The 23,978-nt window shown below is 65.3% G+C and carries 22 protein-coding genes; 16 read left to right on the top strand and 6 right to left on the bottom strand.

The features are described from left to right. Positions 1-194 precede the first annotated feature (194 nt). Positions 195-1,388 (top strand): MFS transporter, encoded by a 1,194-nt coding sequence (locus LXM88_RS04705; RefSeq protein WP_262530874.1) that lies wholly within the window; start codon positions 195-197, stop codon positions 1,386-1,388. A gap of 162 nt (positions 1,389-1,550) precedes the next feature. On the opposite strand, the gene LXM88_RS04700 is transcribed toward LXM88_RS04705, so the two are convergent. The 3 genes from LXM88_RS04700 to LXM88_RS04690 form a co-directional block, all read right to left on the bottom strand. Continuing rightward, entirely contained in the window at positions 1,551-2,504 is a 954-nt protein-coding gene (locus LXM88_RS04700) for an NAD(P)/FAD-dependent oxidoreductase (protein ID WP_262530873.1), read from the bottom strand. A 74-nt stretch (positions 2,505-2,578) separates the two neighbouring features. Beyond that, entirely contained in the window at positions 2,579-3,736 is a 1,158-nt protein-coding gene (locus LXM88_RS04695) for a phthiocerol/phthiodiolone dimycocerosyl transferase family protein (protein ID WP_262531640.1), read from the bottom strand. Positions 3,737-3,914: 178 nt separating this feature from the next. Then, the gene (locus LXM88_RS04690) at positions 3,915-4,397 is read right to left on the bottom strand and encodes a cupin domain-containing protein (protein WP_318654665.1); all 483 of its coding nucleotides are present in this window, start codon (positions 4,395-4,397) and stop codon (positions 3,915-3,917) included. Between the two features lie 343 nt (positions 4,398-4,740). Here LXM88_RS04690 and LXM88_RS04685 point away from each other — a divergent pair, with 343 nt between their 5' ends. The 7 genes from LXM88_RS04685 (at position 4,741) to LXM88_RS04655 (ending at position 10,960) form a co-directional block, all read left to right on the top strand. Then, a complete protein-coding gene (locus LXM88_RS04685) occupies positions 4,741-4,986 on the top strand; it encodes a DUF4148 domain-containing protein (RefSeq protein WP_262530869.1) in 246 nt (81 codons plus the stop codon). Between the two features lie 71 nt (positions 4,987-5,057). Beyond that, positions 5,058-5,474, top strand: a complete 417-nt coding sequence (locus LXM88_RS04680) for an organic hydroperoxide resistance protein (RefSeq protein ID WP_262530868.1) — start codon at positions 5,058-5,060, stop codon at positions 5,472-5,474. Between the two features lie 139 nt (positions 5,475-5,613). Beyond that, entirely contained in the window at positions 5,614-6,885 is a 1,272-nt protein-coding gene (locus LXM88_RS04675; RefSeq protein ID WP_262530866.1) for an epoxide hydrolase family protein, read from the top strand. 77 nt (positions 6,886-6,962) lie between these two features. Beyond that, positions 6,963-8,195 carry an MFS transporter gene (locus tag LXM88_RS04670; protein WP_262530865.1) on the top strand — a complete coding sequence of 411 codons (1,233 nt, stop codon included), beginning with the start codon at positions 6,963-6,965 and terminating at the stop codon, positions 8,193-8,195. Between the two features lie 239 nt (positions 8,196-8,434). Beyond that, positions 8,435-9,280 (top strand): CPBP family intramembrane glutamic endopeptidase, encoded by an 846-nt coding sequence (locus LXM88_RS04665; protein ID WP_262530863.1) that lies wholly within the window; start codon positions 8,435-8,437, stop codon positions 9,278-9,280. Positions 9,281-9,476: 196 nt separating this feature from the next. After that, on the top strand, positions 9,477-10,025 hold the full coding sequence (locus tag LXM88_RS04660) for an RNA polymerase sigma factor (protein WP_262530862.1): 549 nt from the start codon (positions 9,477-9,479) through the stop codon (positions 10,023-10,025). Further along, entirely contained in the window at positions 10,022-10,960 is a 939-nt protein-coding gene (locus tag LXM88_RS04655) for an anti-sigma factor family protein (protein ID WP_262530860.1), read from the top strand. The genes LXM88_RS04660 and LXM88_RS04655 overlap by 4 nt, the downstream gene beginning before the upstream one ends. Before the next feature lie 337 nt (positions 10,961-11,297). On the opposite strand, the gene LXM88_RS04650 is transcribed toward LXM88_RS04655, so the two are convergent. Then, positions 11,298-12,203, bottom strand: a complete 906-nt coding sequence (locus LXM88_RS04650; protein WP_262530859.1) for a ketopantoate reductase family protein — start codon at positions 12,201-12,203, stop codon at positions 11,298-11,300. 148 nt (positions 12,204-12,351) lie between these two features. Between LXM88_RS04650 and LXM88_RS04645 the strand changes: the two genes are divergently transcribed. The 5 genes from LXM88_RS04645 to LXM88_RS04625 all read left to right on the top strand — a co-directional run bounded on the left by LXM88_RS04645 (position 12,352) and on the right by LXM88_RS04625 (position 18,688). Next, on the top strand, positions 12,352-12,564 hold the full coding sequence (locus LXM88_RS04645; RefSeq protein ID WP_262530858.1) for a hypothetical protein: 213 nt from the start codon (positions 12,352-12,354) through the stop codon (positions 12,562-12,564). A 497-nt stretch (positions 12,565-13,061) separates the two neighbouring features. Further along, the gene (locus tag LXM88_RS04640; RefSeq protein WP_262530857.1) at positions 13,062-14,852 is read left to right on the top strand and encodes an acyl-CoA dehydrogenase; all 1,791 of its coding nucleotides are present in this window, start codon (positions 13,062-13,064) and stop codon (positions 14,850-14,852) included. Between the two features lie 81 nt (positions 14,853-14,933). After that, on the top strand, positions 14,934-16,562 hold the full coding sequence (locus tag LXM88_RS04635) for an electron transfer flavoprotein-ubiquinone oxidoreductase (protein WP_412524099.1): 1,629 nt from the start codon (positions 14,934-14,936) through the stop codon (positions 16,560-16,562). Positions 16,563-16,604: 42 nt separating this feature from the next. Then, on the top strand, positions 16,605-17,798 hold the full coding sequence (gene bktB, locus LXM88_RS04630; RefSeq protein ID WP_262530854.1) for a beta-ketothiolase BktB: 1,194 nt from the start codon (positions 16,605-16,607) through the stop codon (positions 17,796-17,798). 38 nt (positions 17,799-17,836) lie between these two features. Then, complete coding sequence (locus LXM88_RS04625; protein WP_262530853.1) at positions 17,837-18,688, top strand: 3-hydroxybutyryl-CoA dehydrogenase; 852 nt, start codon at positions 17,837-17,839, stop codon at positions 18,686-18,688. Positions 18,689-19,188: 500 nt separating this feature from the next. Here the strand turns inward: LXM88_RS04625 and LXM88_RS04620 are convergent, their stop codons facing one another. Both LXM88_RS04620 and LXM88_RS04615 read right to left on the bottom strand, forming a co-directional pair. Next, the gene (locus tag LXM88_RS04620) at positions 19,189-19,464 is read right to left on the bottom strand and encodes a hypothetical protein (protein WP_262530851.1); all 276 of its coding nucleotides are present in this window, start codon (positions 19,462-19,464) and stop codon (positions 19,189-19,191) included. A gap of 36 nt (positions 19,465-19,500) precedes the next feature. Next, positions 19,501-19,704 carry a hypothetical protein gene (locus LXM88_RS04615; protein ID WP_262530850.1) on the bottom strand — a complete coding sequence of 68 codons (204 nt, stop codon included), beginning with the start codon at positions 19,702-19,704 and terminating at the stop codon, positions 19,501-19,503. Positions 19,705-19,741: 37 nt separating this feature from the next. On the opposite strand from LXM88_RS04615, the gene LXM88_RS04610 reads away from it, so the two are divergent. From LXM88_RS04610 to LXM88_RS04600, 3 genes are all read left to right on the top strand, one after another. Next, positions 19,742-20,638 (top strand): hypothetical protein, encoded by an 897-nt coding sequence (locus LXM88_RS04610; protein ID WP_262530848.1) that lies wholly within the window; start codon positions 19,742-19,744, stop codon positions 20,636-20,638. Between the two features lie 182 nt (positions 20,639-20,820). Continuing rightward, positions 20,821-23,517: a tetratricopeptide repeat protein gene (locus LXM88_RS04605; protein WP_262530846.1), complete on the top strand. Its 2,697-nt coding sequence runs from the start codon at positions 20,821-20,823 to the stop codon at positions 23,515-23,517. 61 nt (positions 23,518-23,578) lie between these two features. Then, positions 23,579-23,866, top strand: a complete 288-nt coding sequence (locus LXM88_RS04600; protein ID WP_262530844.1) for a hypothetical protein — start codon at positions 23,579-23,581, stop codon at positions 23,864-23,866. Positions 23,867-23,978 lie beyond the last annotated feature (112 nt).

Raw genomic sequence — 23,978 nt, 5'->3', positions numbered from 1 at the left:
TCCTTTGCCGGCAGATTGCATGGATCATGGTGCGACCGGCTCCCGACTTTTTCGCGGTGGGCCTGAATCGATGGGCATGGGCTCATGCGGTTGGCCGGTCGAGCTGGACGCGCGCGGCGACGCGTGACGCCACGCCGGCGCGTCGCTTCGGTGCCGCCAGCTCGAATGGGCCGGATTTTTGAAAGAGGGGAGCCATGATGGCCTATCCACGCACGATGTCCCCGCGCGTCGCGTCGTTCGGGCTGCTCGGCGCGCTGCTGACTGCATGCGGATACGGCGCGACATTTCTTCTGTCGATGCATTTTCGTTTGGCAGGCGGCACCGACGTCGATACGGGGGCCGCACTGGCCGAAGCCATGGTCGGCACGCTGATCGGCCTGCCGCTGGTCGCGTGGCTTGCACACGGGATCGGGGCGGCGCGTACGACCGCGCTGGCCGCGCTGGTCGTCGGCGCGGGCGTCGTCGGCTTCGCCGTGATCGGGCGCACCGGCTCGCTGAGCGTCGTGCCGGGATTGCTGGTCGGCGTCGGTTGGGGCGGGTTCTACCTTGCGGCGCCGATGATGCTGGCGGAGCGGACTACCGATACCGAGCGCGAGCGCTGGTTCCTGCGGTTCGGCTCGTTTCAGATGGCCGGAGTCGGAGGCGGCCCGGCAGTCGCCGCGCTCGCGATACGCAACTGGCACTGGACGACGGGCACCGTGTTCTTCACCGTCGGCGGATTGTGCGCGATGGCGGCGTTGATGCTGGAATGTTTCGGGCGCCTGTCGCCTGCGCCGCTCGCCGTCGCGCCGCCGATACGGGAACGGTGGTTGCGCGAGATTCGTGCGATCGCCCGCACGCATGCGATCTACCCGATCGCAATCATTGCGCTCGGCTCCAGTGTCTTCTCGGGCCTGATGACGTTCCAGATGTCGATGGCACAGGAAACGGGCGTGAAGGCGGGCACGTTCTTCGGCCTCTATTCGGCAACGGTTGTCGTCACGCGCTGGCTGCTCGGTGCGATCGTGATTCAGATGCGTGTCAGCGCGACCACGCAGATCCTCCTCGGCTTCATGATACTGAGCGTCGCCGTGACGTTCGCCGTGCCGCACAACACGATGCTCCATTCGGTCAGCGCCGTGCTGCTCGGTACCGGGTATGGCCTCATCTATCCGATCGTTCAGGCGCAAGCCGTCAACAGTACCGATGCGCGGCACCGGCACGCAGTGCTGACCTGGTTCGTGGCGTCCTATTTCGTCGGCGTGTTCGGATTTCCCGCTGTCGGCGGCCTGGTGCTGGCCAGCCTGGGCAAGACGACGCTGCTGCTGCTCATCGCCGCGTGTGGGCTGGCCGCGCTGCTGCTGTCGATTGTCGAGCATCGGAAGAGAGCATCGCTCGTGGCCTTCTGAAGGCACGGGAACGTTCCGGACGCCCAAGGGTTCCGGCGATTCTGGCAACGGAAACGGGTCGGGTCGGATTCCCGCGAGGCAACGCGCCGGGCGGTACGGAACGGAAATTGCCGAGACGCACGTGCTCGGGGCCTTCGCGAGCCCGCTGCGATTTGCGTCGCTTCAACGCGACGATTGCAACGCTGCCGAGCGCACGGCCGCAATGAAGTTGTCCCGGGAATCCGCTTCGATGCGCCTCTGGATTTCCTTCGCAGCCACCACGCCATCTGCCATCGCTGTCACGCAGCACGGATGCATTCTCTGCGCGACCTCGCCGATCGCGAAGACGTTGGATATCGACGTTTCGGTCGTGCCGACGTCCGTCGAGACGAAACCCCTGGCGTCGCGCGCCAGATCGAAACCATGCATGAACTCGAGCGCCGGCGCCCAGCCGTAGAGCACCACGATGACATCGTAGCGCCATCCCGAGACCGTCGACGTGTCGGGGCAAACCTCATACGACCCGATACGCACGTCCGTCACGGGAATCCGTTCGAGGAACTCCCGTCTCGCGCGAATCGATCTCGCATGGATGTGAACCCTGGCCGCGCCTTTGGCGCGAATCAGCTCGTAGTTTTCGAACGCGTTGTCTCCACCGCCCAGTATCGCGACCGACTTGCCGTGGAAATCCCGGTCGTCGATCCGCTTGCCCGGTCCGATTACGCGATCGGGGCCCGCGAGAAGCCCGCCGTCCGCGGGGCGTACGCCGGACGCAAGGACCAGGTAGGGGCTGGAGAGAAAATCTTGCCGGCCCGCGGCATCGACGACACGGACGACGAAGCGGCCGTGGTCGATCGTTGCGGACTCCACCGATGTGCGCAGGCGGCATGCGATACCGCGGGAGAGAATGTTGGCATGTATGGCGCGTGCCACGTCTTCGCCGTGCCGGCCGACCACCGGCGCGATCCAGTTATTCGGGTAGGGGTTTTCGTTTTGCAGTCCACCCAGTTTCGGACGCCGCTCAATAATGCAAGGTTGAAATCCCAGCTGTTTGAGCCACAGCGCGCACGATGCGCCGGCAGAGCCGCCGCCCACGATAATTGCGTCAAAAGCAGACATAAGCGATATCTTTTTCATCTCCGTCACCGGAGAAGCCGCGCGAATCGACGAGTGAAGATTTTTTCATGCGAAAGAATCTTCACCTGGCCTCGTCATCGGCGTGACGGCGCCGTCACGGCTTCGTCGAGAATCGCCCGGACTTCGCCGAGCAGCCCGGGTATCGCGCCATAGCTCGTGTGCGTGAGCCGCAGAATGCCGTCGATCGTGCACACGCCGATGGCCTGGTCGTCGGCGAAGCCCGAAGTCACGACGGGGCCCCAGAGCGCCTTGAGCGACAAGCCGTCGTAAGCGGCGGCAATGGGCTGATTACCGAGATTCGACAGCAGGACGTCGAAGGCCAGCACGGCCGACAGGAACCCGGCCGCGTGTTCAACGCTCGGCCGCGCGGACATCGCGGCATCGAGCGTTTTCAGTTCCGCTGCGACGCTCGCGCGCGTTTGAAAAGGTGCGAGATCCTGTTTGATCTTGCGAGCGACAGTCCATAGATCGGTACCGCGCGGGTAGTCGTCGACCGTGATGGTCTGCGTGATGTACACGCCGTTGGCAGCGCCGACTTCATCGGCAAGATGGCGCACGTCGATCGGCGTGACGGTGCGCAACGCGCGCTCGGACCATTCGCTCGACAGACGCCGGCCCGCTTCGTGAACGGCCGCGGCTACGGCGCCGTGCACGGTGGTTTGCTCGACACGCGCGCGAGCAATGAGCTGGCGTGTCGATTCAGCCGAAAGCTCGACGGCGTCGACACGCGGCATGTCAGCCGCGTCCGGGCGAAACGGCTTGGGTGCGGGCGCCGGCAGTGGGTCCGGCAAGACGGCGGTCCGGTTCAGGTCGGCATCGAGCACGGTCTCCAGCGACTGTACCAACGGCAACGGCGCCAGCGGCTCGCCCGACAGTAATCGCAGCAGATCTTCGATCAGAAACGCGCTGCCCATGCCGTCGACCGCGGAATGGTGCGCAACCAGGATCAGCGTCGAGTTGCCGTCGCCTTGCAGCAAGGTTGCGCGCAATAGCGGCGCTGCCGACCAGTCGAAGCGCGTCGCGATCTCGCGGGCCGCTTCCGCGTGCCACGAAGTGTCGCTCTGCTCGATCACGCGCAATGGCACCACGGCATCGGGCGCGCGATGGAAGCCGGAATTCATCTGCGCGTCTGCGGCGATACGGGTCGACAACAGCGGATGCCTGCGCTGGAGCGCGCGAAAAGCCGCATGCCATGCTGTCGGCGGAAAACGGCGGTCGATCTCCGCGACCATCGCGAAATGCGTCGGCCGATTCTGATCGAGCAACCAGAACAGGTGTTCCGTACTGCCGAGTCCGCGGACGTAGGTCGGCGCGGTCGATTGATCGTTGTCGATTTCCTGTTGCGGGTTCTGCATCGTCTCGCTCCTGCGAAAGAGGTGTCTGCAGTACAGAACACGCGAGAGCGGATCGCTATTCCGCCTTTTTCGGATGACCCGATATATCGGGCTGCTTTTTTGCGTCGTCGGGGCTGTAGGTCACGTAGAGCTTGGTATAGCCAGGCGTGTCGAAATGTCCGGTCCATCCGCTGGGAAGCGTGACGGCTTCGCCGGTTTTCACGACCATCACCGAACCGTCCGACGAGGTCAGCTTCACGCTGCCCGACAGAAAGTACAGGAACTCGTTGTACGGCAATCCTCGCGGCCCCTTGATTTCCTCATGCGAAGGCCCGGATCGATAGACGCCGGTCTGGTAAGCCGTGTCGGTCGACGTGAACGTCACGACGTCGGCGCTTCGCTCGCCGCTTTCGTCTTTTTTCACGGCATCGGCACGAGCGAATATCGCGCCGGCCAGGTCGGACTTCGACGCCTTGATCGGCTTGATCGTTTCAGCGCGCGCACCAGCCGAGGTCATGACGCCGACCAGCACCAGCGTTCCGATTGCGTATCTGATCATCGGTCATCTCTCCTTGAGTTTTCCCGTCGCAACGAGGCAAATGGGCGGGCTCGCCATTGCGCCATCATTCCATTGAAGCGTCATTCTGTCGGAAAAGCGATTTCAATTTTTTAGCGTTATCGAAAAAGGAACGGCAGATTTGTTTCTTAATGTGTACGAGACCGGAATAGATACATGGCATTGCAATAGCCCCGTTCTCGAGACACACGCCAGATACGTGGCCTGGATTTAATGCATCTCAACGACTCGATCCGATCGAGGCACTCGGGCAGACATCGCAGGATGAAGCCGCTACCGGGCGCCCGGACGAATTGCGCCACTTGAATTGCTCCAGGAGAACGACATGAAAGCAAAGACGATCGCGTTGGCTTTTGCGGCTTGTGCCGCAGTTGCGACCGCCGCTTCCGCTTACGCAGGCAGCCCCGCCGACACGAGCGCCAACGACCGTGGCGCACAGCAAGCGCGCCAGTGGGCGTCGGCCGCCCCGTCGCCGAAGGCAAGGACGCGTGCCGAAGTGCGCGAGGAACTGGTGCGTGCCGAGAAGGACGGCCAGCTCGCGGCGCTCGACAAACTCTATCGGGGCGGCTGATTTCCGGCTGCCGACGCAACGCCGTATCAACGCATCGCCATTCACCCACCCAGTTCAATACGACACCGATCATGAGCCAAGAAACGAAAGTCCTGTACACCGGCAAGACCCGCACCACCGGCGGCCGCGATGGCGCTGCCCACAGCTCGGACGGCCGCCTGGACGTCAAGCTGTCCGGTCCCGGTTCGGCCGCGCCCGGCACGAATCCCGAGCAGTTGCTGGCCGCAGGCTGGTCGGCATGCTTCATCGGTGCGATGGGCCTGGCCGCGCACCGGCTGAAGATTGCGCTGCCGCGCGACACGCATGTCGATGCTGAGATCGATCTGGCCACGAACGACGGTGCGTACTTCCTGCAGGCACGACTGAACGTCAGCGTGCCGGGCGTCGACGCCGCCGTCGCGCAAGCGCTGGTCGACGCGGCGCACCAGACCTGCCCGTATTCGAAGGCCACGCGCAACAACATCGACGTCGTCGTTACCGTCGTTTGACTCGCCTGCTGCCGGGCCCGCGCACGACGCCGCTTGCGTGATCGGCACGCCCGGCATGGTGCGCGCTTCCGGCAGGCACGCCCGCGTGTCGCGTATCGATCGCGACACGCGGCCTTCTTCCCGCGCCAGGATACCCATCATGTCATCCACACCGTTTTCTCCCCGTCGACGCCACGTGCTTGCCGCTTCCGTCGCTGTCGGCGCCATGGGGCTGATTCCCGGATCGGTGTTCGCCGCAACCGGCAACACGGCAATTCGTCCGTTCAAGGCCAGCGTGCCCGAGGCCGCCCTCGTCGATTTGAGGCGCCGCATCGCGGCGACGCGCTGGCCCGGCAAGGAGACCGTCAACGACGAATCGCAAGGCGTGCGGCTCGCGAGAATGCAGGCGCTCCTCCAGTATTGGGGTTCCGACTATGACTGGCGCAAAGGCGAGGCAAAGCTGAATGCGCTGCCGATGTTCATGACCGAGATCGACGGCCTCGACATCCAGTTCATCCACGTGCGTTCCCGCCACAAGAACGCGCTGCCGCTGATCATGACGCACGGATGGCCGGGTTCGATTTTCGAGCTGATCAAGGTCATCGGTCCGCTGACCGATCCGACCGCGTACGGCGCCAGTGCGGACGACGCATTCGACATCGTGATTCCGTCGCTGCCCGGCTTCGGCTTCTCCGGGCAGCCGAACACGACCGGCTGGGGCTCGGACCATATCGCCCGTGCATGGGGTGAACTGATGGCCCGACTCGGCTACACGCGCTTCGTATCGCAAGGCGGAGATTGCGGTTCGGTGATTTCGCACCGTATGGCGATGCAGAAGGTGAAGGGGCTGATCGGCATCCATGTCAACATGCCGGCCACCGTGCCGCCGGACATCGCGACCTTGCTCGCACTCGGCGAACCCGCGCCGGGCAGGCTGTCGCCGAAGGAAAAGGCCGCATACGATGCACTCAACGTCTTCTACAAGGACAATTGCGGCTATTCCGCGATGATGGTCACGCGGCCGCAAACCGTCGGTTATGCGTTGGCCGATTCGCCCGCCGGCCAGGCCGCGTGGATGTACGACAAGATCTCGCAATGGACCTATAGCGGCGGCGTGCCGGAACGTTCGCTCACCCGCGACGAAATCCTCGACGATATCTCCCTCTACTGGCTGACGAACAGCGCGACGTCCGCCGCGCAGATCTACTGGGAAGATCATTCCAACAACTTCAACGCGGTGGACATTTCGATGCCGGCTGCCGTGACGATCTTCCCCGGCGAGATCTATCAGGCGCCGCGCAGCTGGACGGAGCGGGCTTACCACAACCTCATCTACTTCAACGAGGTCGACAAGGGCGGTCACTTCGCCGCGTGGGAAGAGCCGCAACTGCTCGCAAGCGAAGTACGCGCCGCATTCCGGAAGCTGCGCTGAACCCGCAGGTTGCGACGGCGATCGCGTTCCGATGCCGATGCCGACGCGACGCAAGCACTGTCAAGCCAGGAATAGTCATGTCCGAATCCACCGATACCCGAAAGGCAGCCGCGGCCATCGCGCTGTTGATACTCTCGATTGCATTGCGCCCGCCTATCGTTTCGATCGGGCCGGTGCTCGAATCGATCCAGCAGAGCTTCGGCCTGAGTTACACGCAGGCGTCCCTGCTGACCGCGATTCCGGACGTCTGCATGGGCGTCTTCGCGCTCGCCGCGCCGGGCGTCGCGCGCAGACTGGGCACGGACAACGCGGTTGTGGCCGCGCTGGCCCTGCTGGGCGTCGCGATGGTCGCCCGCGCGCTGGCCGGCTCGGCCGGCGTGCTGCTGCTGTGCACCGTCCTCACCGGAATCGGCATCGCGATTTCGGGTTCGCTGATCGGCGGCTGGGTGAAGAAGCACTTCGCGCGCGACGCGACGTTTTTCATGGGTATCTACAGCGCGGGGCTCAGCGTCGGCGCGACGGTCGCGGCAAGCGCGTCGGGTTATATCGCGCAGAGTTTCGGCGGCTGGCGCGTGGCCGTCGCATTGTGGAGCGTGCTTTGCATCACCGCGATCCTGAGCTGGCGCGGGCTCGCCCGGCGCTTCCAGGAGGCGAGGGCCGCCGACGCGCAACCTGGGCAGGCTGCGCAAGCACCGGCGGCAGTCGGCCTTCCGTGGGGCAACATCCAAGCGTGGCGGGTCGCGGCTTGCTTCGGCGCGAGCCAGTTCATCGTGTACGCATGCTTTGCGTGGCTCGCGTCATCGAGTGCCGAACTGCATATCGCGACGCTGTCGCCCGGTCTTGTCCTGGGCCTCTTCACCTGCGTGTTCGCGCTCAGCAGCTTCGGAATGGGGATGAAGGCCGGCCGCTCCACCGATCGGCGCGGCTGGCTCGGCGTCGCGTCGGCCATCACGGCGGTGGGCCTTGGCGGACTGGCGTTCGCGCCGACCGCCTTGCCGGTGTCGTGCATCGTCCTGATCGCGATCGGACAAGGCATGTGCTTCACGCTTGCGATGACCTTGCCGCTCGACCACACCCATTCGGCAGCCGAGACTAACGCGTGGAGCGTATTCATGCTCTTCATCGGTTATCTCGTGGCCGCATTGGGGCCGCTCGCCTTCGGTTATCTCCGCGACCGGACGGACGGTTATTTCGCGTCCTATCTCATGCTGTTTCTGGTTGCCGCGGGCATCACGCTGATGGTGCCGCTGCTTCGGCCCACGTCGGCACCGAAAGACGGGGCCATTCCCGCGGTTTCCGAATCGCCGTGATTTCACCGAGGCTTCGGTGGAATTCGACGGGGCGGGTGGTAGTGGCGCCAGTCATTCCGCACCGCGCCGTTGGAATAAAGCCGGCATTCACGTGTTCTGTTCCGGCAGGCGGGAATCGGGCAGCGCATCGTGCGCGCCGGCGTCCGTTGCCGATCGCCGTCGACCTGCACGCGCCTGCATGAGGTTCGGTCGCCGTGCGATGCGATCGACAACCCCCTCGAGAATCTCCGGAAGTTTCAATGGCCTCATTGCCGTGGTTTGCCATTTTTCTTGCCGCGCTGGCGGCGATTTCACAGGCGTCTCGCCGACTGACCTTGATCCTTCTGGCAATCGGCTATGGACTTGCCTTCGCGTCGGGTCAGCTGCATCCGATCGCGCTCGTTCCCATCACGCTTCTGGTTGGCGCCGGCGTTCTGCTGCAGTGGAATCCGTCGCCGCTCGGCAAGGTGCTCTGCAACGTCGTGTTCGTCGCGATTGCGGTCGGCCTGTTTCAGCATTGGCTGCCGGGTTTCGACAACCTCAGGGTGATTCACGCGGAGCGTCTGACGCCGGATGCCGCGCCTTACACGATGTATCTCAACTTCGATAAACCGCTGGTCGCGTTCTGGCTGATGCTTGCCTGCCCGTGGGTTCAGCCGAAGCGGTCGTTGTCGCAGCGGGCGATTGCGGCGGTGGTTGCCTGCGCGGCAACATCGGCGGTCTGCTTCTCGATCGCCGGGTGGAGCGGGGCGTTGGCGTGGGCGCCGAAGTGGCCGCATTTCGGGTGGCTGTGGGTACTCGATAACTTCCTGCTGGTCGCGTTCGCGGAAGAAGCGCTGTTCCGTGGCTATATCCAGGGAGGCGCGGCGCGGCTGACGAGGGCGCAGCCCCATGCGGGCTGGCCGGCTCTCGCGGCCGGCGCCGTTCTGTTCGGCCTCGCTCACTATCAGGGCGGCGCGTTGCTGGTGCTGCTGGCAGGCCTGTCCGGCATCGGATACGGGCTCGCCTATCGCGCCGGCGGACTGCAATCGGCGATGCTCGCGCACTTCGGCGTCAATCTGGTGCAGTTCGCGTTGCTGACCTATCCATCGATCGCTCGCGCGTGAGCGAACGCGCGCCCCGGCCGCAACGAGCCGGGATCGGGTCATTCGGTCAACACACGACGGCGATGGAATATCTGCGCCGACCAACTGTTTACAGGAGGGGTATCGCCCGCTCAATTTCGTCTAAACCCATGGATACATGTCAGATACTGCAGTTTCTCAACGTCGGCTTGGTCGCACCGCGGGAGGATCGACGTAGATGACCGCAGCCGAATTGTCCGCCATGCTTCCTTCGATGCTTCCGCGTCTGTGGGCATTCGCGCTACGGATCTCGGGTGATCGCCACGACGCCGAAGATCTCGTGCAGTGCGCGTGCCTTCGCGCGCTCGAGCGTGCGCATCAATTGCGACCGGACACCGCGCCGCTGAGCTGGATGTTCTCGATCGTCCAGTCCACCTGGCTCAACGAGCTCCGCGCACGCAGCGTGCGCAGGCGCGCGGGCATGGAGTGGGACGACGACTTCCTCGAAACCGTCTCCGATCCCGCTGCACCGACGCTGGAACAACAGGCCCTGGATATACAGATCGTCAGGGCCGTGCAGCAGTTGCCCGAAGCCCAGCGGGTGGTCATGCTGCTGGTCGGCGTGGAGGGGCTCAGTTATAGCGAAGCGGCCGACGCGCTCGGCGTACCCATCGGTACGATCATGAGCCGGCTTTCGCGAGCTCGCCAGACGATCGGTTCCCTGTTCATCGATCGAAAAGAACGACGTGTGAAAAGCGCAGCGAACAGAGAAGATCGGGGGACATGAAAATGGACGACATCCTGCTCATGGCATACGTGGATGGAGCGCTCACGTCGCACCAGCGCGAGGAAGTCGAGAGGGCGATCGGAACGTCGGCCGATATCGCCACACGCGTTGCGTGGCTCGAAGCATCGGTGTTGCCGTATCGGCGTGCATTCGAGCAGCAGGAATGGCCGTCGGTTCCGCAGAGCCTGGTGCGCCGGGTCGCCGATATCGCGCAGGCGTATGCCGTGCCTTCGGAGATCTCCGCGGTTGGCGCCAGTCATCCGATGGATGCGCCTGCGTCGCAACCCGAGGAATCTGCGGCGGCCGCCGCGCCGATACGCTCGCGCGTTCGCATGATGGTGCCGTGGCTCGCCGTGGCCTTCGTCGCGGGCGCGTTCTGCAGCGGCGCGATACTGCGCTTCGCGCCGGGCGCGGCGAGCGGTGGCGTCGCACTGCAGGGCGCACCGGCGGTTGCGCAGACAAACGCGTCCCCCTGGGTCATGGCCGCTGTGAATTATCAGCGACTCTATACGCGCGACACCGTTGCTTTCGATGCGTCGAATCTCGCGGTAGCGGCGCGTACGGTGGAAAACATTCGCCGTGACGACGGGCTGCCGATACGGATTCCTGACCTGCGCGCGGCGGGGCTGACGTTCAAGCGCATACAGCGCCTCCATTTCAACGACAAACCGCTGGTGCAGATCGTCTATCTGCCGGAACAAGGCATGCCGGTGGCGCTGTGCGCGATGAAGGACGACAAGCCCGACACGGCGCTCGCCCGACAACAGGTCGGCAGCATGGACGTCGTGACATGGCGGCGCGCCAGGATCACCTATGCGCTGATCGCCACGCCCGGCGACACGGACCTCGGCGCAATCGGCAAGCAGATATCCGAAAACGGCGTGGGGGACATGCTCGGTCAGTTGCCGCATGTCGACCAGGCGATCGCGAGTTGAAGGAGAGCGCCAAGTCTCCGGCGCATTGCGGTCGCACGGTGCGCATGTCCACGCCAGTTTCACGTTGAATTCGCGGCGGCATTGCCGTCGAGCGGCGACGCGACATTGCCGCCGCTGGTGCCGGCTCAGGCTTGCCGATATGCAAGCGCGCTACGCTTCGCCGGGTGCGTCGGGCGTCGGCATGATCAGCCGTTTCAGGCTGGCGCCTGTTTGCCGTGCCTGCTCCTGAAGTTCCGCGATGAACCTTCTTTTTCCGTTGGTTTGCAGACGGGCAACTTCGTTTTGCGGGACCGACGGCGAATCGCGCCATTTCGCGCGGACACCTGGCCGCGTGCGATCACGACCTTGCCGCAGCCTTCGCTTCCAGCATCTTCACGAGCAGACAGAGCGTCTGATTGACCGGTGTGCCGATGCTTGAGGCAAGGCCGCGCCGTATGACCGCGCCGTTCAGATAGTCGATTTCGCTGCGTTTGCCCCGCGCTAGATCCTGCGCGGTCGACGAGTATTGACCCGGTGGAATCGTCGCTTCGATTTGCTCGACGATTCGTGCCGGCGAGTCGGCGAAGTGGACACCCTCGGCGGCAGCAACGGCGATGCACTCGGCGACGACTGCGCGCATGGTTTCGCTCAGTGCGGCGCGATGCGGCATCTCGCCCAACGGCAGTTGCACAATAGCCGAAACCGCGTTGTAGGCGCAGTTCAGGATGAACTTCTGCCAGAGCGTCGCGCGTACGTCGTCGGCGATCCGGGTGGGAATGCCCGCCGCACGCAGGACGCGCGCGAGCAGTTCGCTGGGCGGCGCTGCTTCGATCGCGAGATCACCGCGGCCGTGATGCAACAGATGCCCCGGGCGGGCCATCTCGCTGGCGACATACACGGCTGCGCAAATGACGGGTTGCGAAATCTCGGCACGCAAAAGCGCGGCGTTGTCGACCCCGTTCTGCAGACTGACCACGGTGGCGTCTGGTGCGAGGACGCGGCTTAGCTTGCGTGCCGCCTCGGCGGTGTCGCCCGATTTCACGCACACCAGGACTACATTGGCCGATTTGGCCGCGTCGATATCGGTCGACGCGTTGGCAGGCACTCGCTTGTCGAACGCGCGCGTCTGGAGGCGCAATCCGTTATCGCGAATCGCGTCCACGTGCAACTGCCGGCCAACGAAGACGACATCGTGGCCGTGCAGCGCCAGCATGCCGCCGAAGTAGCAGCCAACCGCACCGGCGCCCAAAACTGCAAACCGCATGATTGCTCCAAGGGAACCCGTGAACACTTCACGCATGCACAAAGCGCGCGCGCAAGACCGGCCCGTCGGGCCGTCCATCCACATTGAACACGCAAGTGCCGCCGTTTATTCCCGAAGTTGCGGAAGGTTGACGTGCAAGGTCCGGTGAATGAGCGCGATTCAAATGCCGAGACCGTCGTGGCTCGGCAACGGGTTTCGTGCGCCCGCATGGCGGCGCAAGCCGATCCACTATCTGCTCGAGTCGCCCGCGCTCGTTTGCCTGCCTGACAATTCGACAATACCGGTGGTGGCCTCAAACAGGCTTTCCGGAAAATCGGCGGCAATCAATTCATTCTTGTTCAGTTTTTTTGTATTCATCTGAAGCCCTCAGCGACAGCCGGTGGTTATACAAATCGGCGCACTCTTGAAAGTTTTTCTACAAGGGTGGTGGTTTAGTGGTCGTCGGTTGGCTTGCGCGCGCTGAACCTGATGGCGGTGGTGAACCGGGCAAGCCGCAGAGTCCTCGCGCCCCGCGCCGACTCCTGCCGCCCGCTCCCATGGGCGGCTCCCATCGACGATTCCCATAACCGGCTCCCATAACCGGCACGCGTCGTCACCACGCTCGCCGCTTCGACCCCATCACCCGGGCATACCGATGGCCCGCCGCTGTCCCAATCCGGCCAAACCCTTATCCAGCCGGCCATTACCGGCCGCGCCCACGCATCGCGTGGCCGATTTTGTCACCATGTGGGCCGGATATGACAACGGGAATCGGCCATCGCGGCATTACGATGGGTCACGTCGTCGCCCGGGTCTGGCGGGTTTTGCCGTACCGGCCCGGTAGCGCGCCTCATTCACCGCCTGATTGGAACATCGACCATGAGCTATAACGCCCCCGTCAAGGACATGCTGTTCGTGCTGAAGGAACTCGCGGGCATCGACGCCGTTGCGCAGTTGCCGGGCTTCGAGGATGCGGGTTACGACACGGCGCAGGCCGTGCTCGACGAGTCCGCGAAATTCTGCGGCGAGGTGCTGGCGCCGCTGAACGTCGAAGGCGACCGCAACCCGAGCAGCTGGAAGGACGGCGTCGTGACCGCGACGCCGGGCTTCGCGCAAGCGTTCCGCCAGTTTGTCGAAGGCGGCTGGCAGGGGCTGCAGCATCCGGCCGAGTACGACGGCCAGGGGCTCCCGAAGCTGATCGCGACGCCGTGCATCGAGATGTTGAACGCATCGAACCTGTCGTTCGCGCTGTGTCCGCTGCTGACCGACGGCGCGATCGAGGCGCTGCTGACGGCCGGCACCGACGAGCAGAAGCAGCGCTACGTGCCGAAGCTGATCTCGGGCGAATGGACCGGCACGATGAACCTGACCGAGCCGCAGGCGGGCTCCGATCTGGCGCTGGTGCGCTCGCGCGCGGAGCCGCAGGGCGACGGCACGTACAAGGTGTTCGGCACGAAGATCTTCATCACGTGGGGCGAGCACGACATGGCGGACAACATCGTCCACCTGGTGCTGGCGCGCACGCCGAACGCGCCGGAAGGCGTGAAGGGCATCTCGCTGTTCATCGTGCCGAAGTTCATGGTCAACGACGACGGCTCGCTCGGCGCGCGCAACGACGTGCACTGCGTGTCGATCGAGCACAAGCTCGGGATCAAGGCGAGCCCGACGGCGGTGCTGCAATACGGCGACCACGGCGGTGCGATCGGCTACCTGATCGGCGAAGAGAACCGCGGCCTCGAATACATGTTCATCATGATGAACGCGGCGCGCTTCGGTGTCGGGATGCAGGGGATCGGCGTGGCCGACCGGGCCTACCAGAAGGCGGCGGAATTCGCGAAGGAACGCGTGCAGAGCCGCCCGGTTGACGGTTCGGCGAAGCAGTCGGTGACGATCATCCATCACCCGGACGTGCGCCGGATGCTCGGCACGATGCGTGCGCTGACCGAAGGCGCGCGGGCGCTGGCCTACGTGGCAGCCGCGCACAGCGACATCGCCCACCGCCATTCGGACGAGGCGACGCGTGGCCGTCATCAGGCAATCTACGAGTATCTGGTGCCGGTCGTGAAGGGCTGGAGCACGGAGATGGTGAACGACGTGGCGAGCCTGGGCGTGCAGGTGCACGGCGGGATGGGCTTCATCGAGGAGACGGGCGCGGCGCAGTACTACCGCGATGCGCGGATCCTGGCGATCTACGAAGGGACGACGGCGATCCAGGCGAACGACCTGGTGGGCCGCAAGACGATGCGCGACGGCGGCGCGGTGGCGAAGGCGCTGATCGCGGAGATCGACGCGACGGTGGCGGCGCTGGGCAAGCTGGACGGCGCGGCGGCGGCATCGATGAAGGCGCAGCTGGAAAAGGGTGCGCGTGCGTTGTCGTCGGTGGTGGACTACGTGGTGGCGAACGCGAAGCAGGACCCGAACGCGGTGTTCGCGGGCAGCGTGCCGTACCTGAAGCTGGCGGGCGTGGTGCTGTGCGGGTGGCAGATGGCGCGCGCGCTGGTGGCGGCGCAGGCGAACCGCGCGAGCGACCCGGCGTTTTTCGACGTGAAGATTGCGATCGCACAATGCTATGCGGAGCACATTCTCGTGCAGGCGGGGGCGCTGGAAGCGTCGATCGTCGGCGCGAAGGGCAACGAGAGCGTGCTCGCGTTGACGGAAGACCAGTTCTGACCGGCTGACGGTCGGGACGCAGGAGGAGACAGGATTTTGACCACACAGGACTTGCTCGCGCAATACGGCCCGCGCGAATCGATGGAATACGACGTCGTGATCGTCGGCGGCGGCCCCGCCGGGCTGTCGGCGGCGATCCGGCTCAAGCAGCTGGCCGCCGAGAAAGGCACCGAGATCGGCGTGTGCGTGCTCGAGAAGGGTTCCGAGATCGGCGCGCACATCCTGTCGGGTGCGGTGATGGATCCGCGCGCGATCACCGAACTGTTCCCCGACTGGAAGGAACAGGGCGCGCCGCTGACCGTCGAGGTGACCGAAGACCGCTTCCTGTTCCTGTCCGAGAAGAGCGCGGTGACGACGCCGAACTGGGCGCTGCCCGAGAACTTCAAGAACCACGGCAACTACGTGATCTCGCTGGGCAACGTCACGCGCTGGCTGGGCCAGCAAGCGGAAGCGCTGGGTGTCGAGATCTTCCCGGGCTTTCCAGCCGCGGAGATTCTCTATAACGACGACGGCTCGGTCAAAGGCGTCGCGACCGGCAACATGGGCGTGGGCAAGGACGGCGAGCCGACCGAGAACTTCCAGCTCGGCATGGAACTGCACGCGAAGTACACGCTGTTCGCCGAAGGCTGCCGCGGCCACCTCGGTCGCCAGCTGATCTCGAAGTTCAAGCTCGACGCGAACGCTGATCCGCAGGCGTACGGGATCGGCATCAAGGAACTGTGGGAAATCGATCCCGCGAAGCACAAGCCGGGCCTCGTGATCCACACGGCCGGCTGGCCGCTGAAGTCGGATACGTACGGCGGCTCGTTCCTGTATCACATGGACAACAACCAGGTCGTGGTCGGCTTCGTGGTGGGCCTCGGCTATACGAACCCGTACCTGTCGCCGTTCGAGGAATTCCAGCGCTACAAGACGCACCCGTCGATCCGCGCGTTCCTCGAAGGCGGCAAGCGCGTGTCGTACGGTGCGCGCGCGATCACCGCGGGCGGGCTGCTGTCGCTGCCGAAGACGGTGTTCCCGGGCGGCGCGCTGATCGGCGACGACGCGGGTTTCCTGAACGCATCGCGGATCAAGGGCAGCCACGCGGCGATCAAGACCGGCATGCTGGCGGCCGACGCCGCGTTCGACGCGCTGCAGGCCGGCCGTCAGAGCGACGAGCTCAACGCGTACCCGGACGCCTTCAAGCAATCGTGGCTGTACACGGAGCTGTACCGCGCGCGCAACTTCAAGCAGTGGATGGCCAAGGGGCTGTACCTGGGCACGCTGATGGTCGGCCTCGAGCAGAAGGTGATGGGCGGCAACGTGCCGTGGACGCTGCACCACCAGCACGCGGACCACGAGATGCTGAAGCCGGCGTCGCAGTGCGAGCCGATCGAATATCCGAAGCCGGACGGCAAGCTGACGTTCGACCGGCTGTCGTCGGTGTTCATCTCGAACACGAACCACGAGGAGAACCAGCCGGCGCACCTGACGTTGAAGGATGCGAACGTGCCGGTGAACGTGAACCTGCGCACGTACGCGGGGCCGGAGGCGCGGTTCTGCCCGGCGGCGGTGTACGAGTTCATGAAGAACGACGACGGCAGCGACCGGCTGGTGATCAACGCGCAGAACTGCGTGCACTGCAAGACCTGCGACATCAAGGACCCGACGCAGAACATCGTGTGGGTCACGCCGGAAGGCGGCGGCGGGCCGAATTACCCGAACATGTAACGCATCAACGCGCATGCGTGCGCGAACGAACCGGAGCAGACGATGAGCAATGCAGCGAAAGAAGTCGTGGTGGTGAGCGGTGTCCGTACCGCGATCGGTGATTTCGGCGGCAGCCTGAAGGATTTCTCGCCGACCGACCTCGGTGCGAAGGTCGTGCGCGAAGTGCTGTCGCGCGCGAACGTGTCGGGCGATGCGGTCGGGCATGTCGTGTTCGGTCACGTCGTGAACACGGAACCGAAGGACATGTATCTCGCGCGCGTCGCGGCGATCGACGGCGGCGTTGCGCAGCACGCGCCGGCGCTGACCGTGAACCGCCTGTGCGGCTCGGGCCTGCAGGCGATCGTGTCGGCCGCGCAGACGATCATGCTCGGCGATGCCGACGTCGCGATCGGCGGCGGCTCGGAGAGCATGAGCCGCGCGCCGTACACCGTGCCGGCCGCGCGTTTCGGCCAGCGCATGGGCGACGGCAAGCTCGTCGACATGATGCTCGGCGCGCTGCACGACCCGTTCCAGACGATCCACATGGGCGTGACGGCCGAGAACGTCGCACGCAAGTACGACATCTCGCGCGACGCGCAGGATGCGCTCGCGCTCGAATCGCATCGTCGCGCGGCGCGCGCGATCGCGGAAGGGCGCTTCAAGGATCAGATCCTGCCGATCTCGATCCGCACGAAGAAGGGCGAGGTTGCGTTCGACACTGACGAGCACGTGCGTCACGACGCGAGCGCGGACGATTTCACGAAGCTGCGCCCGGTGTTCGCGAAGGAGAACGGCACCGTGACGGCCGGCAATGCATCGGGCATCAACGATGCGGCCGCGGCCGTGCTGATGATGAGCGCGGACGCCGCGCGTGCGCAGGGTGTGAAGCCGCTCGCACGCCTCGTCGCGTATGCGCACGCGGGCGTCGATCCGGCGTACATGGGTATCGGCCCGGTACCGGCCACGCAGAAGGCGCTCGAACGCGCGGGCCTGAAGATCAGCGATCTCGACGTGATCGAGGCGAACGAGGCGTTCGCCGCGCAGGCCTGCGCGGTCACGCAGGAACTCGGCCTCGATCCCGCGAAGGTCAACCCGAACGGGTCGGGCATCTCGCTCGGCCACCCGATCGGCGCGACCGGTGCGCTGATCACGGTCAAGGCGCTGTACGAGCTGAAGCGCATCGGCGGGCGTTACGCGCTCGTGACGATGTGTATCGGCGGCGGCCAGGGGATTGCTGCGATCTTCGAGAACATCTGATAATCGGACACTCAGCACCCGAACACACAGGAAACTTCATGGCCATCGAAATCGTCGGCGTCGTGGGCGCCGGAACCATGGGCAACGGCATTGCGCAGACCGCCGCCGTTGCGGGACTCAACGTCGTGATGATCGACGTCAGCGATGCCGCGCTCGACAAGGGCATCGCGACGCTGAAGGGCAGCCTCGAGCGGCTCGTGTCGAAGGACAAGCTCGACGCGGCCACACGTGACGCGGCGCTGGCGCGCATCACGACGTCGACCGACTACGCGAAGCTTGCGTCGGCCGACATCGTGATCGAAGCCGCGACCGAGAACGTCGAGCTGAAGGGCCGCATCCTGAAGCAGATCGAGGCCGTCGCGCGGCCGGACGCGATCATCGCGACCAACACGTCGTCGATCTCGATCACCGCGCTCGCGGCGCCGCTCGCCGATCCGGCGCGCTTCGTCGGCATGCACTTCTTCAACCCGGTGCCGCTGATGCCGCTCGTCGAGATCATCCGCGGGCTGCAGACGAGCGATGCAACCGCGTCGGCCGTGCGCGCGCTCACCGAGCGTTTCGACAAGTCGCCGATCGGCGTGCGCAATTCGCCGGGCTTCGTCGTGAACCGGATCCTCGTGCCGATGATCAACGAGGCGTTCTTCGTGCTGGCCGAAGGCATCGCGTCGGCCGAGGAGATCGACGCGGGGATGAAGCTCGGCGCGAACCACCCGATCGGGCCGCTCGCGCTGGCCGACCTCGTCGGCCTCGACGTGTGCCTCACGGTGATGGACGTGTTCGTGAAGGACTTCGGCGATCCCAAGTATCGTGCGTGCCCGCTGCTGCGCGAGATGGTGTCGGCAGGGCGGCTCGGGCGCAAGACGGGGCGCGGGGTGTACGACTACGCTTGACGCGTAGCGAGGACCGGCCGTTCTTCAACGCGGATGACGAATCGCATCGGATATGGTGGTTGATCCGATGCCGGTTCGTTATCCGCGTTTTCCATTTGGAGCGGGTAGGAGATGTGTTTTGCCTTCGAGACTGGTGCCTCGGCTTGAGCCATGACAATTATTGACCGTCTCGCGGTTTCGTCTGTGCAACCATCATCCGTACATGTCGAGCAGGATCCCGCCATGCGCGACATCGGGGAACGGCCCAATCGGGGATGATCTGCCACTGTACTTCGCTGAAAGGAAAATGACAGCGGGTGTGGCAACGCGAACGCTGTCGATTGTCCGACCGGTTCCCCCTGGGCGTTCGCGCGCCAGCCCCGACACGACGGCATCGCAACGCGACCCGATCCGCGTCGGTTCGTCGCTGAACGCGAGCGCCATTGACAATGCCGTCGCGAAGCGCGAAGCTGCGCGCGACCGGCGCATCAGTACGGATCCGGACGCACGTGCGCCGGATTTCAGGCGAACGTACGGTGCAGAATCGCGGTCGGTTGATCAACGCAATCGAATGACGACAAGATGAAAATAAAAACTGGCCTTTTCGGGGTGTTGCTGTCCATCGCGACCGCAACGGCATATGGATTGGGTGTGCAGAGCGCACCTGCCGAGCCGGCCGCAACCGCGCCGGCGGCGAATCCGGCGGTCAACCTGACGCCGGCCCAGATCGCGGAACGGGCGCGTGCATTCGTTGCGCAATCCGGCGTGGATCCCGATTCCGAAAACGGGCAGATCATGGTCGCCTGGTTCGTCGGGGTCGTGCAGAATCCGGACTATCTGGCGAGACTGCGCAATCCGCGCGGCAAATCGGCCATGGGCGCGGAAACGATGCTGCCACCGGCCGACCGGCTGCGGTTTCTACGGCTGATGAAGGACATCGCGGGCGAATCGCGCAACGGTTGCGAGATGTCGAAGCTGACCGGCGGCGACCTGGCGTCGGTGGCGAAGACGTCTTCGCCGAAGATGCTGCGGAGCATGTTCGAATTGCTGGACCTCGTCGGCGCACGCAACGGCGTGCCGACCGGCGACGCCGAGCACTACACCGTAGCGGAACTGCTCGAAGTCGATGCGCGTATCGATGCGATTGACGTGCCGCCATGGCTTGAAAAGCAAGACAAGCCGAATTCGTGCGCGTTGATCCAGTTCGCAGTCGGCGTGCTCGAGAAACTGCCGGAGCCGGAACAGCGACGTGCGACCTATGAGCTCTTCAAGTTTATCGCCGACGGCAAGCCGGCAACCGAGACGGTGCTTGCCGATCCCGCCTCGTATCAGGACGAGGTGTTCGACGAGCGACGCCTGCCGGATGCGATTCGCAGCCAGTTGCCGCTGGACGGCAGCCGGCCGCTTCCGTATTCGCGCCTGGTCGTGGACGGCGAATGGGTGAACAAGACGACGCCGAAGGCCGCAAGGCCGTATGTCGACACCTATGTCAATCGACGCAACAACGGCGTGGTCGTCGAGCTGATGACCACGAAAGATGCGTCGGGGAATTTGCACTGGGCGGATTTCGACATGGGGTACGGGCTCGCGGACCTGATGACCCAGTTCGTGCGCGCGCCTCGCTCTGCATCGATGCTCGGCGTGCAAACGAACACTTCGGCGATCGCGCTGGCGAACGAACCGATGACGGAAGGCAAGCGCTTCGAGATCGCATTGCCTCAACCGTCGAGCCATGGCCAACGGGTCCGACGATGCGAAATCGGCAAGACCGAACCTGCGTCGACGGTCTTCGGTACGTTGACGGGCGATGCCGTCAATCTGGATTGCAGCGAGGTCCACAAGGACGGCAAGACGGTTCGCGTTCGTTCCGCATGGCTGGTCGACTACGGGATCGAATTGAGCAAGACGATCGACGACGAGGATGGCAGAACCGATGTCGTCATCAAGAACGTCACGATCGTGAAGCCATGAGGCGGGCGGGCAAACCTCGGCCGCGCGTTCCGGCGGTGCGGCGTATCGACTGCGTCGGACACTCGCTTAAATGGTCGATCGGAGCCGCCGGGTTGATGGCGGGGCTGGCCGTCGGGTCCGGCAGCGCCGCTGCGCCTCGGCCCGGGCCGCTGCCAGCCGCGATGCCGGCAATGCAACGCGGCGTGTCCGTTTCCGTCCACGACGACACGACGCCGTGCGCACTGGCGCTGAACGCGCGGTTCGACAGCCTCCTGCTGAAGGACAAACCCGCGCAGATTCGCAGCCTCTGCCGGCAGGAAGCCGAGGCCGGCAACCTGACGGCCCGCGCGCTCTATGGGCAGATGGTGCTGCATGGCTACGCGGCTCGCCCGGACCTGAAACGCGGCATGACGATCCTCGAATCGGCCGCGAGCGATGGTTCGACGGTGGCCAAGCGCGCACTCGGCTACGTCTACTACGACGGCGTCGCGCTGCCGCGGAACTATGCGTCGGCATACGCGTGGTTCGCGTCGGCGGCGCGCGACGGCGACACGGCATCGGCAAACCAGCTCGGCGGGATGAGCGCCGACGGCGACGGGCGACCGGTCGACAATGCTGCCGCCTACCGGTACTTCGTAAGCGCTGCCGAGGGCGGGTCGGCGGCGGGCGCGGCCAACGCGGGGAAATTCGCGCTGGCCGGGCGCGGGGTGGCACGCGATCCGGTGGTCGCGGCGGCGTGGCTGTTGCGCGCCGCGGCGGGCGGCCAGGCGGATGGGCAGTTCGCTCTCGGCCTGATGCTGATCCGGGGCGACGGCGTGCCGCGCGACGTCGGCCAGGGAACGCAGTGGCTGCGCGCCGCGGCGGACCAGAACCATACCGAGGCACAGGCGGTGCTGGGCAATCTCTATCTCGCGGGCATCGGCCTGCCGCGCGACGCGCGCCGTGGCTTCAGCCTGATGTCGGCCGCGGCGCGTGACGGCTCGCCCTATGCGCAGCGCAGGCTCGGCGAGCTGTATGGAAGCGGGACGGGCGTGCCGCGCGATGACGCGAAGGCGCGCGACTGGTACCGCAAGGCGGCGCTCGCCGGCGATACACGGGCGCGTTACGCACTGGCGAACCTCTATCTGTTCGGCCGTGGCGGTCCGGTCGACAAAGAGGCCGCGCTGGGCTGGATGCAGGGCGCGGCCGACGACGGGCTGGCCGTCGCGCAGAACGATCTCGGCGCAATGCTGCACAACGGCCTGGGGACGCAGCCGGATCCCGTCGCCGCCAAACCGTGGTTCGAAAAAGCCGATGCACAGGGCAACGGCGCTGCGGCAGCCAATCTTGCTCGTTACGCGGCACGCGGCGACGGCGAACCGGTGGACATGCGCAAGGCGTTTCGGCTGGCGAAGCGCGGTGCGGATCGCGGTGACGAAGCGGCCGCGCTGATGGCCGCCAACATGGCATGGCGCGGAGAAGGCACGAGCGTCGACCGGACGCAGGCGATGCAATGGTTCCGGTTTGCCGCGGACCGCGGCAATGTCGAGGCGGCGCGTTGGGTCGGCTATCAGTACCTGACGGGTACCGCCGGCGTGCCGCGCGACGAGCAGACGGGGCTGCGCTACCTGAAGCAGGCCGCCGACGCCGGCGATCCGGCTGCCGGCGTATCGGCCGGGTTCTACCTGAGCGAGCACCACACGTCGTTCGCGGGCAGGACGGGGCTTCAATGGCTGGAGGACCTCGCGAGCCGCAAGGTGCCCGCCGCGTATTCGGCGCTGGGCTCGGTGTACTGGCGCGGGCAGCCGGCGATCGCATTCGACTGGTTTTCGCGCGGGGCGAAGCTGGGCGATGCCGCATCGCAGGCGATGCTATGCACGATGTATCTGGATGGATATGGTGCACCGCGCCGTCCGGCCGAGGCCGCGCGCTGGTGCCGCACGGCCGCAGGCAGCACGGTCGGCGCGATGCGCATCCTTGCATCGGCCGACAGCGGCCTCGTTGCGGCTGACGAGCGGGCGTACTGGCAATGGAAACTCGCGGATCGCGGCGAGCCGGCGTATCAGTCGACACTGGGCGATGCGTACGACCTGGGCGATGGCGTGCCGGCGGACTTCGAGGCGGCGACGTACTGGTTTCGTCGCGCGGCGGAGCAGGGAAACGTGTCGGCGCAGGGCTCGCTTGCCTGGCATCTGTCGACCGGGCTGGGCGGACGAACCGACGACTACGAGGCGTTCGCGTGGGCACTGCGTGCCGCGCCGTCGAGCGCCGAAGCGAAACGGATGGTGGGGCTTGCGTATCTGCGCGGCCGTGGCGTCGCGCGCGATCCGAAGCAGGCGTCGACGTGGCTCGAAAGCGCGGTCGCGGCCGGATCGCAGTGGGCGGAAAGCGATCTTGCGGTGATGTACGAAACGGGCGACGGCGTGCCGCGGGACGAAGCGGCCGGCATGGACCGGCATCGCCGCGCGGCGGAGCGTGGCTCGGCGGTATCCGAGATCGCGCTTGCGTTGCGCAGCCTCGAGCCGGGAGCAAGCGCGCAACTGCCGGCCGGCGCGACGCGATGGCTGGTGCCGGCCGATCCGGCTGCGACGCTCTGGAGCGATCCGCCGATCAACGCGTCGGCGGCCGCCAACCGCCAGTGGGACGGCCTGTCGAGCCTGAACGCGGCGTTGCTCGGCGATCCGTTCATGCAGTACGCCGTCGGCATGCGGTTCCTGACCGGCAACGGTCTGCCACGAGACAGGGCCCTTGGCGCAGCGTGGATCGCGCGTTCGCGAGCGAGCTTCGATGCGCTGCCCGGTCTTGAGAAATATGGCGCTGCTGCGGCGCTCGTCGAGGCGAGACTTGCCCGACGACTGGATGACGGAGAAACGCAGCGTGCTGCCGAGATTGCCGGGAATCTGATCGCGACACTCCGGTGAGCATTGCCGTACGCCGGACACTCGAGGATGCGTCCGGAATGACGATTCAATGACCAGGACGATGAAAAAACCCTTCAGGAACGCGTGGCGCGGGGAAGAACGCTTGTGGAAAGTCTGGTGGCTGATCGGCGTGCCGCTCAATCTGCTGTTCATCCCGTTGCTGGTGCTGATCATGGGGCCGGCTTATCCGGCGCCGCTGCGTCTCGCGGCATTCGTCATTTACATCGTGCCGTTCTGTGCTTGGGTGCGTTGTGCGCGCCGAACGTCGAGAAGCGCATCTGGACGATCCTTGCACGCGCCGTCACCGTCTATCGCATCGGTTCGCTCGGGTATGTCCTGTTCAATTTGAACTGATCGCATGACATGTCGATGCTGCCGCGTTCGGCATCTGGAGGCGGCGCATGGACATGATCTCGCTCAAGCGCGTGATCCTCGCACGATGGACGGCAGCACGCAGCGTG

Source organism: Burkholderia sp. S-53 (genome assembly GCF_025560745.1).
In the GTDB taxonomy this organism is placed as follows: Bacteria; Pseudomonadota; Gammaproteobacteria; order Burkholderiales; family Burkholderiaceae; genus Burkholderia; species Burkholderia pyrrocinia.
The sequence above is the reverse complement of the archived record's forward strand: the minus strand, read 5'-3'. Positions and strand labels throughout refer to the sequence as shown.